The sequence below is a fragment of the Pseudomonas edaphica genome (genome assembly GCF_005863185.1).
GTDB lineage: Bacteria > Pseudomonadota > Gammaproteobacteria > Pseudomonadales > Pseudomonadaceae > Aquipseudomonas > Aquipseudomonas edaphica.
Genome location: NZ_VBVZ01000138.1, coordinates 1 through 12,480, shown reverse-complemented (window position 1 = coordinate 12,480; position 12,480 = coordinate 1). Strand labels below are relative to the sequence as shown.

The window sequence follows — 12,480 nt, the reverse complement described above, 5'->3', positions numbered from 1 at the left end:
GCGTTGGGCTGCGAAGCGGCCCCAAACCCAGACGCTGAGTACTTTCAGGAAAAACTGCAGTGCCTTTACTGGGGCTGCTTCGCAGCCCAACGCAGGGCAAGCCTGCTCGCCACAACAGGGCAGTTGCCCCTAACCCCATGAGGATTGCGTCTGGCGCACTTATAAGCTTCCAACAAGTAACTTTTTTGTCATGTATGCGCCCCCTTAAACTGCTCGGGTATTTCTAATTCCGAGTTGCGCGTTCATGACATCCCTCGCTGCCCCCGCTCTCCAGGCTGCAGCCAAACCTACCGCCCTGAGCCCACCTGTGTTCGGCCCGCGCATCATCATCGGCCTGGTCGGCGTGTTGTTGGCGGTGCTGGTCTCTGGTCTCAACGAGATGGTTACCAAGGTAGCCCTCGCCGATATTCGCGGTGCACTGTTCATTGGTTTTGACGAAGGCACCTGGCTGGTTGCGGCCTACACGGCCACCTCCGTGGCGGCCATGGCCTTTGCGCCGTGGTGTTCGGTGACGTTTTCGCTGCGCCGCTTCACCCTGTGCGCCATCGGCCTGTTTACCTTGCTGGGCATCCTGTGCCCGTTTGCGCCGAACTACGAAAGCCTGCTGGTGCTGCGAACCGTGCAAGGCCTGGCCGGCGGCGCATTGCCGCCGATGCTGATGACGGTGGCGCTGCGTTTCCTGCCGGCCCACGTCAAGCTCTACGGCCTGGCCGGTTACGCACTCACCGCCACCTTCGGCCCGAGCCTGGGCACGCCGCTGGCGGCGTTGTGGACCGAATACGTCGGCTGGCAATGGGCGTTCTGGCAAATCGTCGGGCCGTGCCTGCTGGCGATGGCCGCGGTGGCTTACGGCTTGCCGCAAGACCCGCTGCGCCTGGAGCGCTTCAAGCAGTTCAACTGGCGCGGCCTGCTGCTGGGTTTTCCGGCGATCTGCATGCTGGTGATCGGCCTGTTGCAGGGCAATCGCCTGGACTGGTTCGAATCCGGCCTGGTCACCTTTTTGCTGATCGGCGGCGGCGTATTGCTGGTGCTGTTCATGCTCAATGAATGGTCGCACCCCGTGCCGTTTTTCAAGTTGCAGATGCTCGGCCTGCGCAACCTGGCGTTCGCCCTGATCGTACTGGCGGGTGTGCTGATGGTACTGACCTCGGTGATCATCATTCCGTCGAGTTTTCTCGCCCAGGTGCAGGGTTACCGGCCACTGCAAACCGCGCCGGTAATGCTGTTGATGGCGTTGCCGCAATTGATTGCGCTGCCGCTGGTGGCGGCGCTGTGCAACCTGCGTTGGGTCGACTGCCGCTGGGTGCTGGGCATTGGCTTGAGCATGCTGGTGCTGTGCTGCATCGGCAGCTCGCACCTCACCTCGGCGTGGATACGCGACGATTTTTATGGCTGGTACCTGCTGCAGATTTTCGGGCAGCCCATGGCCGTATTGCCGTTGCTGATGCTCTCTACCGGCAGCATCCAGCCGATGGACGGGCCGTTCGCCTCGGCCTGGTTCAACACCGTCAAAGGCCTCGCTGCGGTCATCGCCACGGCCGTGCTGGACACGCTGACCACCCAGCGTGAGCACTTCCATTCGACCATGCTGGTGGACCACCTGGGCAACTCGCCCCTGGCCGACGGCGACGCGCCGGGCCTTGCCCAGCGCCTGCACCAGCAGGCCGTGGTGCTGACTTCTTCGGACCTCTATTACGTCATGGCCGGTGTCGCGGTGGCGTTGATCCTGCTGATTTTCTGGATGCCCACGCGGATCTTTCCGCCTCGCGCACCGACCTAGCCTCAAGGACTTCTCATGAAACGCAAAGACAAAATTGCCGTCTCCGTTATCGCTGTGTTTGCCGTCGGCGTCCTGGTTTATCTGGTTGCGCCGGGCGTGCTGGGTAACCAGCGCCAGACCACCAATGACGCCTTCGTCGCCGCCGACTTCACGCTGGTGGCGCCGCGCGTGGCCGGTTTTATCAAGGAAGTGCTGGTGGAAGACAACCAGCGGGTCAAGGCCGGCCAATTGCTGGCGTTGATCGACGACCGCGATTTTCGTGCTGCCGCCCAGGCCGCCGACGCCGACACCTTGGTCGCCCAGGCCCAGCTGAAGAACGCCACCGCGACCCTGGAGCGCCAAAGCTCGGTGATCGCCCAGGCTCAGGCCACCGTCGCGGCCGACCGTGCCGAAGTGGCGTTCGCCGAGCACGAACTGAACCGCTACAACCACCTCGCCGGCGTGGGCGCAGGCACCGTGCAGAACGCCCAGCAAGCCAAGACGCGCATCGACCAGGCAACGGCAAACCTGGCCAAAGCCACGGCCGTACTGGCGGCCGAACGCAAGCAAGTGGAAATCCTCACCGCCCAGCGAGACGCAGCGGAAGGTGGGCTAAAACGCGCCCAGGCAGCGTTGGAAATGGCCAGTTATCAGCTGTCCTACACGCGCATTGTCGCGCCGGTGGACGGCATGGTCGGTGAACGTGCCGTGCGGGTCGGCGCCTATGTGACGCCGGGCAGCAAGATCCTCGCGGTCGTGCCGTTGGCCCAGGCCTATGTGGTGGCCAATTTCCAGGAGACGCAACTGTCGCATATGCATGCCGGCCAAGCCGTAGAACTCAGCGTCGACAGCCTCGACGGCGAGTTGCTCAAGGGCCACCTGGAAAGCCTGGCGCCTGCCACCGGCGTGACCTTTGCGTCGGTCAGGCCGGATAACGCCACCGGCAACTTCACCAAGGTGGTACAGCGCATTCCGGTGAAGATCATCCTGGAGCCGAACCAGCCCCATATTGAACGCCTGCGCGTGGGCATGTCGGTGCAAGCCACAGTCGACACCCGGCCCGTCGCGCAGTCGCGTGAGGTGGCCCAGCAATGAAGCGATTTGCCTGGCTCACCTTGAGCCTGATCAGCCTCAGCGCCTGCACGGTCGGCCCGGATTTCCAGCGGCCCCAAGGCCAGCAAGTCACCCAATGGCGCGAACCCCAGGGCCGTCAGGCGGCCAGCCACGCGGTGACCGACCCTTTGCAAGAGCGTTGGTGGGACGTGTTCCACGATGCAGAGCTCTCGGCCCTCACGCGTCGTGCGCTCACTGATAACCTCGACCTGAAACTGGCCAGCAGCCGCCTGCAACAAAGCCGCGCCGTGCGTCAGGTAACCACCGCCGAGCGTTACCCCAACGTCAACGCCAGCGGGGATTACGTGCGCCAGCGCAACAGCGGCAAAGGCTTGAGCGACCCGTCCAAAAACAACGGTCAATCTGCTTACAACCAATGGGACATGGGCTTCTCCGCCGCCTGGGAGCTGGACTTCTGGGGCCGCGTCAAACGCGAAACCGAAGCCGCCGACGCCACCCTGCAAGTCGCCGAAGACGACCGCCGCGCCGTGTTGCTGTCGGTACTCGCCGAAACCGCCCAGGACTACATCCAGCTGCGCGGCGTGCAGAATACGCGCGCTGTCACCGAGCAAAACCTCGAGGTCGCTCGCCACAGCCTCAAACTCTCGCAACTGCGCCTGGCCGACGGCGTGGCCACTGACCTGGATGTGGCCGAAGCTGCCGCCCAGGTCGCCGCCATCGAAGCGCGTTTACCGGATTTGCAGCAGCGTCAGGACCAACTGATCAACGCCCTGAGCCTGCTGATGGGCGAGCCGCCGCAAGCGCTGCATGCGCAATTGTCCAAGGACGTCGCCGTGCCGCAAACCCCGCGCCAGGTCGCCATCGGCTTGCCCTCGGAACTGGCCGAGCGCCGGCCCGACATTCGCCAGGCGCAAGCGCGCCTGCATGCGGCCACCGCCAGTATCGGCGTGGCAAAAGGTGATTTTTACCCGCGTATCACCTTGTCCGGCAGCCTGGGCTCCCAGGCCCTGCAACTCTCGGATTTCGGCTCCTGGGGCTCGCGCGCGTTTGCCTTCGGCCCGCAGTTCAGCCTGCCGCTGTTCAGTGGCGGGCGCCTGCAAGGCATGTTGAATTTGCGTGAAGCCCAGCAACAGGAAGCGGCGCTGGCGTACCAGCAAACCGTACTGCGTGCCTGGCATGAGATCGATGACCAACTGACCCGCTACAACGCCAGCCAACTGCGCCGCGACAGCCTCGCTGAAGCGGTGCGCCAGAACCAGATCGCGTTGAGCACCGCACAACAGCAGTACGTCGAAGGCGTGGTGGATTTCGTCAACGTCCTCACCGTGCAAAGCGCGCTGCTGGCCACGCAGGAGCAGTGGGTAGAAAGCTCCACCGGCGTGTCGCTGGCGATGGTGGGGCTGTACAAGGCGTTGGGCGGTGGCTGGGAGTCGGTCTACCCCGCGACAGCCTCCATTCCGGCAGGCTGAACATAACCCACTGTGGGAGCGGGCTTGCCCGCGATAGCGGTAGTTCAGCCAACGTTATGTTGACTGACGCACCCTCATCGCGGGCAAGCCCGCTCCCACATGGAATATTGCGTGATTTAAGGGTTCTGCAAAAACACCACATACCCCCTGAACCATTCACTCCCTTTCAAATACCCCGGCTCTTCCCATACGCCACCCTGAATCAGCCCCACCTTGAACGGCAGCCCCAGCCGGTTCATCCGTGGCAAATACGCCGCGTAATCCGGGATGCTGTGGCGCCCTTGGTAGGTCTGTACCACCACTTCATCGACCACGCCTTTGAGCTGGGCGATGGCGGCTGGGTCGGCGTTGCTGCTCCAATCCATAAGCCCCGTGATGCTCAACTTCATCTCAACGGGCAGGCGTTGGCGCAGGTCGCGCAGAAAACCGGTGTATTCGTGCAGGTATTGGGTGCGGGCGTCGAAATCGATCTGGATGCCGACCACCGGGTTGCCCGCATCGCGCCAGCGTTGCACCTGGCCGAGCAGTTGGCTGTAGACGCGCTCGGGCCAGTGCAGGGTGTGGGCGCGGTACACCACCCAGACCTCGCCCTGGGTGATGCGCGGTACGCTGATGCTCTGGGCGATAAACTGCACACCCAATTGCGGCGCACGGCGCGTGGAGTTGATCTGGCCCTGGAGGATGTACAGGGTTTTCGCTTGCTTGAGCACCGGCTGCGGCGTGACCCCGCTCCACAGCCAGAAGGCGTCGTAGTCGCGAGCGTCAACGCCGGCAAAGGCCGGGCTTGCCAGGAGCAGCAAGCCTAGCCACAGGTGCTTCACCAGTAGTACTTCAGCGACTGGGCCCACTCGGTGTCGGCAAACCCGGTTTTGAGCTGGCGGAACCAGCCTTTACGCACGGATTTATCCACGTCTACACCGCCGCAGCCGTTATAACCGGCCCGCGCATAGCAGTTGATCGCACGGAACAGCGCGTAGGCCTTGTCGTTGTGCGGCGCCTTGGGGTTGGCGATGACCTGGCGGTAACCGTCGAGCCGCGAGAAGGTCTCGCCCTTGAACAGCGAGGCGGTGCTGCCCAGGCTGGCGGCGGCGCGCACTTGGTCCAGTGGCATGCCATCGAGGTTATTGCGCAGGATGAACTCACCCAGGCAGTTCAAGCCCTTGGGGTTTTTACCATCGGCCTGCAGGGTGCTGGCGATTTGCGCAATGCTCGGGCAGGCGTAGCCGGACTCCGCCTTATCACCGTTCCACTGGAACAACTGCAGCGAGCGGCCATCGCCATAGACATAGCCCAGGCTGGTGCCGAGCTTGTCGGCGGGCGCCGATGCCGGCAGTTGCTTGAGGTCGTCGGCGAAGGTGGCGTACTGGCCGCGCATCAGGTCTTTGTACAGCAACACAAACTGGGCGGTGGCACGTTCCACCGGGTCGCTGGCCTGGGTGATCTGTTGGCGTAGCAGTTCCTGGCCTGCGATGTTGCGCAGCAAGATGTAGCGCACCTGTTTGGCGCTGATCGGCGAATCGCTGGCGAACACGTTGGCCAGTTGGTCGTTGCGCTCGTAGTTCATCGCCAGCGCCAGTTCCAACTGGTCGCGCTGCAAAGGTTGCTTGGCCAGGGGCAGCAGCTTCAGCCACAGCGCTTGCGCACCTTGCCAATCCTTCTTGGCTTCCAGGGCAAGGCCGCGCAGGGTTTGCTGGCTGAAGGCGAAGTAGTCGAGGCTGGCGGGCACGTCCTGAGGCAGCAACTTCAAAGTGTTATCGGGCTGATGTTCGACGTACAAGGCAAACGCCGCTTGTACGTAGTCGTACAGCGCCGGCTCCTGGGCAAACACCGGCTTTTGCGCGTCCAGGGCCGCGCGGCTCAGCTGCGGCGGGTTGCCGGCGCGCATCCACATCAAGTCGTTGACGGCCAGCATCAGTGGGGTGGCCGAAGGTTTTTGGGTGGCACTGAGCAGCTTGTTGTCGGCTTCCTGCACCAGGTCGTCCAGCGACACATTGCGCTGTTTGGCGCTCAACTGCACGGCCAGGTCGTTGGCCAGCTTGTCGGTATCGCCCGCCAGCCAATGCACCCGGCGCAGCAGGCCCTGGGCAGAGACAGCGTATTCGCCCTGTGGATAAGTTTTCAGGTACAGGTTGAAGCTGGTGTCGGCATTCGCCAGCACCGATTTATCCACATGCTCCAATTGCGGCATGCCGTATTCGTCGAAGGCGTTTTCCTGGGCCTGGTTCAACTCGGTGCGGGCGATCATGTAGGACGCCGTTTCCTTGACCCACGGCAGGCTGCCGGTGGCGGCGGCAACAAAACCGCGCTGCGCATCAGCGAAACGGCCACTGTAGAAGTCACCGGCGGCTTGCAGGTAAGTGCGCAGCTCGCGGCCTGCGGTGGACTGGATCTGCTCCGGGTCGCCCAGGCTTGCGCCGTCCCAGGTGCAGGCGCCGAGCATCTGTACACGTCCCTTGGCCAGCAGCTGGCGCTCCGCGTCGGGCACGTCGGCTTTAACCACTTGGCTGATAAACGCCGTGGCACTGCTTTCATCATTGCTGCGGCAACGGCTGCCTTCGCCGGTCAGGAAGGCGTCACCCGCCGCCTTGTCGCCTTCACGCTGAATGCCCAACGGCGCAAGCAGCTCATCGAGTTTGCTGGGCGTAGGTGCCACGTCGGTTTTTTCATCGGCGGCGTCGGCTACCGGGGTCAGGCGGTACACCGGGAACGGCACCGGGCCGAAGCCTTCTTCCAGGTCCGTCTCGCCCAGTGCATTGGGCGTCAGCGGTGCCACCTGTTTATCCGCCAGCAACAGGCGCAGGTTGACCCGGCTGTCATTGCCCGGGCTCAAGAAGGGCAGGTTGCTGCAGCCTTCAAGGCTGTCGCGTGAGACCCGCCAGTCGGGGTAGCACGAGTCATCGCCGCTGGCCTGGGCCTGGAAGGAAAGGCTGGCGAGCAATGCCAGGGTCAGTGGTGACAGAAAACCGATGCGCATGACGTGTCCTTGATCCTGAGTCCTTTGAAGGACGCAATAATAACGCACGCCTGCAAATACGTCGGCGGCCCCCTACAATAAATTCAGATTTGTCGGCTGTGGGGTAGTGGCAATTTGATCTTGCTGCCCTAGACTGCCCGGCATCATCAGGGAGTTGTAAACGTATGGTGCAGTTGCGGAGCTGGGTGTTAGGGATATCGTGTCTGATGGGCGTGGCGCAACTGGCGGCGGCGGACGATCCGCTGTTGGATCACCCACCGGCGGCAACCGCCGGCAACGGCAGTGAAGCACGCGGTGTGTTACGGGCTCGCGACCAGGCGATGCTGGCCAGCGAGTTGTCCGGGCGAATCGTCGAGTTGCCGTTCAGCGAAGGCGAGTCGTTCAAAAAGGGCGAGACTCTGGCGCGTTTCGATTGCTCCGCCTATCAGGCCCAGTTGAATGCTGCCCAGGCCGCCAGCCGAGGGGCCGGTGAGGAATTGGCTCACAACAAACAACTGGCGGCGCTTAATTCGGTGGGGCGCTTTGAAGTGGCTCGCGCCGAAGCCAAGCTCACCGAAACCCAGGCCCAGTCGCAGGTGTACCAAGTGCAGGTCAAGCGCTGCAGCGTGCTGGCGCCGTTTGATGGCCAAGTGGTGCAGCGCAAGGTCCAGCGTTATGAAAGCGTGTCGGCCGGGGCGCCACTGCTGGAAATCGTCGACAACCATAGCCTCGAAATTCACCTGCTGGTGCCGTCGCGCTGGATGGGTAAACTCAAGCCCGGCCAGACCTTCGACTTCACCCCTGACGAAACCGGCCAAGCGTTCAGTGCCACGGTTAAACGCCTCGGCGCGCGCATTGACGAGGGTAGCCAAACCCTGTTGCTGGTCGCCACCTTGCCCAATGCATCTGGCTTGATGGCTGGCATGAGCGGCACCGCTCACTTTGCGCAATTGCAATGAACGCACCGATACCGGGGCACCTCGAGCGGGTGTTCGCGCAGTTTCTGGAGCTGGAGCGCCAGACCCGCGCGGCGCGCACCACCGAGCAACTGGCCTACAGCCTGGTCAATGACGGCCAGCCACTGTTTGGCTATCGGCATGCGGCGCTGTTGATTGCTGGCAAAGTGCAGGCGGTGACGGCGGTGAGCAGCGTCGACCCGAACGCGCCATTCGTGGCGTTCGTCGAGCAAGCGGTGGCGCAGTTGCACAAGCAGGCGCTGGGCCAGACGGCACGCATGGTCCCGGCTGAACAGTTGAGCGGCGCGATACAGGCCGATTGGCAAAGCCTGTCCGCCGGGCATGTGTTCTGGTTGCCGTTGATCGACCCGCAGGGCCGGGTGTTTGGCGGCCTGTGGCTGGCGCGTGATACACCGTGGAGCCCGGCTGAGCAAGTCTTGCTGGCGCAGTTGGGCGACACCTATAGCCACGCCTGGCACGCGCTGCAACCGCGTCAGCCGTGGCGGTTGCGCCTGACCCGCAAGCGTCAAGTGCTGGTGGTGATCGGGTTGCTGCTGATGCTGCTGATTCCAGTGCGCCAATCAGTATTGGCGCCGGCTGAAGTAGTGCCACTGGCCGGGCAAGTGGTGGCGGCGCCGTTGGATGGGGTGATCGCCGAGTTTCTGGTCAAGCCCAACCAAACGGTGAAGACCGGCGACCTGCTGCTGCGTTTTGAAAGCACCACGCTCACCGCCCAGGCGGATGTGGCGGCGCGCGCCTTGGGCGTGGCCGAAGCCGAGCTCAAGGCCAATTCCCAACGTGCCTTTGCCGATGCTGAATCCAACTCGCGCATTGACCTGCTGGCGGCCCGGGTCGAGCAAAAACGCGCCGAACGTGATTACGCCCGCGAACTGCTCAAACGCAGCGAAGTACGCGCCGAGCGCGACGGCATCGCCGTGTTTGCCGACGCCGAGCGCTGGACCGGCAAACCCGTGCAGACCGGCGAGCGCCTGCTGCAGATTGCAGACCCGGCCCAAGCCGAGTTGCGCATCGAATTGGCGGTGGGCGATGCGATTGCCCTGGAGCCGAATGCGCAGGTCGCGCTGTTCCTCGACAGTGACCCGTTGCAACGCCACCTGGCGACTCTGCAGCGGGCGGCCTACGAAGCGCAGCCCTCGCCGGGCGGCCAGTTGGCTTATCGCCTGGATGCGCAGTTCGATGAAGCCCCGCCGCGTATCGGCCTGCGTGGTACGGCTAAGATCTATGGCGACCGCGCGCCACTGGCGCTGTACCTGTTACGCCGGCCGCTGGCGGGCCTGCGCCAGAGCGTGGGCCTCTGATGAGCCTGCCCAAACTGCGTGAAGACCTGCAACTGTCCAGCGCCGGCGCGGCCCTGGACGGCTCGCCGCGCTGGACCTTGGCCGACCCGGTGCGCGGGCGCTATTTCAAACTCGGCGCCACCGCCATTCGCCTGCTGCGTCACTGGTCTCTGGGCGACCCGGAACGCGTCCTGCAAGCGGCCAACCGTGAGCCGGGCTTGCCGTTGGGTGGCAGTGAATTGGAGGAGCTGCTGAGTTTCCTTCGCGCCCACGACCTGATCGCCGCCCTCGACCCGCAGCAGCGCGACAGTTACCTCTACAAGGCCGCCGCCCGCAAGCAAAGCCTGTGGCAGATAGCGCTGCACCAGTACCTGTTTTTTCGCATTCCGCTGTGGCGCCCGGACGCGTTTCTCAACCGAGCGTGGCCGTGGCTCGCGCGTTTCGGGCCGGGTTTGTTGCGCTATGGCTTGCCGATCATCCTCGGCCTGGGCGTGTTTCTGGTGGCGCGTGACTGGCAGCGCTTCCTGGCGACCTTCCCGCACCTGTTCAGCCTCGGCGGTGCCTTGGCGTTCGGCGTGGCGCTGTTCTTTGCCAAACTGTGCCATGAATTCGGCCATGCCTTCATGGCCAAGCGCGCCGGTTGCCGAGTGCAAAGCATGGGCGTGGCGTTCATGGTGTTGCTGCCGATGTTCTACACCGACGTGAGCGATGCCTGGCGGGTCAACGACCGCCGCTCGCGCTTGATGATCGGCGCCGGCGGGGTGATGGCCGAGTTGCTGCTGGCCTGCATCGCCTTGCTGGCCTGGTCGCTGCTGCCCGACGGGCCGGCGCGCACGGCGGCGTTCATGCTGGCCAGCGCGACCTGGCTGACCACCTTGGCGATCAACCTCAACCCCTTTATGCGCTTTGATGGTTACTTTTTGATCAGTGACTTGTGGGGCGTCGACAACCTGCAAGGCCGTGCCTTTGCGCTGTGCCGTTGGCGTCTGCGTGAGTGGCTGTTCGGCTACGGCGAACCGGCGCCGGAGCCTTGGTCGCCGAAGATGCAGCGGCGGCTGTTGAGTTGGGGTTACCTGGCCTGGCTGTGGCGCGCGGCGCTGTTTTTGGGAATTGCGCTGGCGGTGTATCACCTGTTCTTCAAGCTGCTCGGGATCTTCCTGATGCTGGTGGAGTTGGTGTGGTTTATCTTCCTGCCGATCTTCAAGGAATGGCGCGAATGGTGGAGCCGCCGCAGCCAGGCTCACGCGCCACGCGTGTTGCTCAGCGGCTTGGCTTTGCTGTTGATCGTGCTGGCGCTGGTGCTGCCGTGGCGCAGCGCTGTGGAGTTGCCGGCCATGCTCGAAGCGGGGCGCTCGAGTGCCTTGCATGCGCCGGTGGCCGCGCGGGTCAAGGCCTTGTCGGTGGTGGACGGGCAGGTGGTAAGCCAGGGCCAGGTGTTGATCGAATTGGAGTCACCGGACCTGGACGCGCGGCAAAGCATCGTGCGCCGCGAAGTCGACATCCTGCAGTTGCAGATGCGCCGCCAGGCCGGGCGCAGCGAAACCGCAGCGGATGCCGGGATCAACGATCAGCGCCTGTCCCAGGCGCTGGCCGAATACCGGGGTTTGGCTGCCCAGCGCGAACGCCTGCTGTTACGCGCGCCACATGCCGGCACCGTGCGCGACCTGCTGCCGCAATTAAGCGTGGGCCGTTGGTTGTCGCCTAAAGACCCATTGGCGCAAGTGGTGGAAGACGGCGCACGGCTGCGCGGTTACCTCGCCGAAGCCGAGTTGTGGCGGGTGGCGCCGGGGGCGACCGGGCGGTTTATCGCTGATGACCCGATGCATGCGGCGATCGCGGTGGAGTTGACCGATATTGACGCCAATGGCGTGGCCTACCTGGACCAGGAGGCACTGGCGTCCGACCACCACGGGCCGATTGCCGTGCGTCGCGATGAAAACCAGCGCCCGGAGCCGGTGCAGGCTCAGTACGGTGCGCGATTGCAAAGCCTGCAGCCTATCGACACGCCGCATCAGCCGTTGCGCGGCATGGTGGTGTTGCAAGGGCGCAGCGAGTCAGTGCTGGGTGTAGCCTGGCGGCGCGCCGCGGCGTTGGGTGTGAGGGAAAGCGGTTTCTGACAGGAGTGCAGCGCAATGTTGAACAAGGATGGTGCCTTGGCCCAGGGCTTGGAGGTGCGCCCGTCACGCAGCAGTGACGGGCCGTTTTTACACAGCCTCTACCGCTCGGCGCGGGCGGATTTGCAGTGGATCGACGGCGAGCAGGCGCTGGTGGACGAAGTGATTGCCCAGCAATTTCACGTACAGGAGAAGGGCATGGACGAACAATTTCCTGGCGCCCTGCATTACGTGGTCGAAAAACTCGGCACGCCTATCGGCGCGTTGAGTGCCGATTTTGGTCCCAATGAAATCCGCGTGTTGTACCTGGCCTTTATCCCCGCGGCCCGTGGCCAAGGCTTCGGCCGTGCAGTGCTGCAAGGCGTGCAACAGGCTGCCACCCAAGTGGTGTGCCCGGTGACGACGGTGGTCTGGGCGAGCAACCCCCATGCGCGCCAGCATTACCTGGCGCTGGGGTTTCGGGTGGAGGAAGCCACGCCCGCCGCGCAGCGGTTGGTGTGGTATCCGTCTCAGTTGAACACGATGCAGAAGTAACCACGCTGGCCGTCGCGGCCCATGGCTGGTTCGCGGGACACAAACACCTGCTCCAGGCAGGTGCCCTCCAGTGGCAAGCGGCATAAACCGTCGACAAACGTGGTAGGCGCAAGGCTTTCGAGCAACACCCTGAAGGCTCCGCGCGGGCTGCCCGGCAGGCTGGCTTTGGGCGCATCGGTCAGGCTTTGGACCTGAATCGGCAGCGCCGAACCATCCGGCAAGTACAGCACACTGGTGCGATTGAGCAATGGCCGGAAATGTTCCGGAGTGACCAGGTTCAACATAACAGGCTCCGCGTCAGAAGTGCCGGGACGCAGGAGCCC

Annotated in this window: 10 protein-coding genes; 7 read left to right on the top strand and 3 right to left on the bottom strand. The window is 63.8% G+C overall.

Going from position 1 to position 12,480, the window contains the following annotated elements:
• Nucleotides 1–244: 244 nt before the first annotated feature.
• From FEM54_RS11620 to FEM54_RS11610, 3 genes are read left to right on the top strand one after another with little or no spacing between them, the layout of a single operon-like run.
• Nucleotides 245–1,780, top strand: coding sequence for an MFS transporter (locus FEM54_RS11620; protein ID WP_138450958.1), 1,536 nt, complete (start codon nucleotides 245–247; stop codon nucleotides 1,778–1,780).
• Between the two features lie 15 nt (nucleotides 1,781–1,795).
• Complete coding sequence (locus tag FEM54_RS11615; protein WP_138450956.1) at nucleotides 1,796–2,854, top strand: HlyD family secretion protein; 1,059 nt, start codon at nucleotides 1,796–1,798, stop codon at nucleotides 2,852–2,854.
• Nucleotides 2,851–4,302, top strand: coding sequence for an efflux transporter outer membrane subunit (locus tag FEM54_RS11610; RefSeq protein ID WP_138450954.1), 1,452 nt, complete (start codon nucleotides 2,851–2,853; stop codon nucleotides 4,300–4,302). Before FEM54_RS11615 ends, FEM54_RS11610 begins: the two co-directional genes overlap by 4 nt.
• 116 nt (nucleotides 4,303–4,418) lie before the next feature.
• Here the strand turns inward: FEM54_RS11610 and FEM54_RS11605 are convergent, their stop codons facing one another.
• Both FEM54_RS11605 and FEM54_RS11600 read right to left on the bottom strand, forming a co-directional pair.
• Nucleotides 4,419–5,123, bottom strand: a complete 705-nt coding sequence (locus FEM54_RS11605; RefSeq protein WP_138450950.1) for a DUF3142 domain-containing protein — start codon at nucleotides 5,121–5,123, stop codon at nucleotides 4,419–4,421.
• The gene (locus FEM54_RS11600) at nucleotides 5,120–7,276 is read right to left on the bottom strand and encodes a PA5441 family protein (RefSeq protein ID WP_138450949.1); all 2,157 of its coding nucleotides are present in this window, start codon (nucleotides 7,274–7,276) and stop codon (nucleotides 5,120–5,122) included. The genes FEM54_RS11605 and FEM54_RS11600 overlap by 4 nt, the downstream gene beginning before the upstream one ends.
• Before the next feature lie 164 nt (nucleotides 7,277–7,440).
• On the opposite strand from FEM54_RS11600, the gene FEM54_RS11595 reads away from it, so the two are divergent.
• The 4 genes from FEM54_RS11595 to FEM54_RS11580 are packed head-to-tail and all read left to right on the top strand — an operon-like array spanning nucleotide 7,441 to nucleotide 12,157.
• Nucleotides 7,441–8,214 (top strand): efflux RND transporter periplasmic adaptor subunit, encoded by a 774-nt coding sequence (locus FEM54_RS11595; protein WP_026013662.1) that lies wholly within the window; start codon nucleotides 7,441–7,443, stop codon nucleotides 8,212–8,214.
• Nucleotides 8,211–9,530, top strand: coding sequence for an efflux RND transporter periplasmic adaptor subunit (locus tag FEM54_RS11590; protein WP_017136608.1), 1,320 nt, complete (start codon nucleotides 8,211–8,213; stop codon nucleotides 9,528–9,530). The genes FEM54_RS11595 and FEM54_RS11590 overlap by 4 nt, the downstream gene beginning before the upstream one ends.
• Nucleotides 9,530–11,626: a site-2 protease family protein gene (locus FEM54_RS11585; protein WP_017136607.1), complete on the top strand. Its 2,097-nt coding sequence runs from the start codon at nucleotides 9,530–9,532 to the stop codon at nucleotides 11,624–11,626. Before FEM54_RS11590 ends, FEM54_RS11585 begins: the two co-directional genes overlap by 1 nt.
• 15 nt (nucleotides 11,627–11,641) lie before the next feature.
• On the top strand, nucleotides 11,642–12,157 hold the full coding sequence (locus tag FEM54_RS11580) for a GNAT family N-acetyltransferase (protein ID WP_017136606.1): 516 nt from the start codon (nucleotides 11,642–11,644) through the stop codon (nucleotides 12,155–12,157).
• Here the strand turns inward: FEM54_RS11580 and FEM54_RS11575 are convergent.
• Nucleotides 12,133–12,441: a hypothetical protein gene (locus FEM54_RS11575; RefSeq protein ID WP_017136605.1), complete on the bottom strand. Its 309-nt coding sequence runs from the start codon at nucleotides 12,439–12,441 to the stop codon at nucleotides 12,133–12,135. The genes FEM54_RS11580 and FEM54_RS11575 overlap by 25 nt on opposite strands.
• Nucleotides 12,442–12,480: the final 39 nt, after the last annotated feature.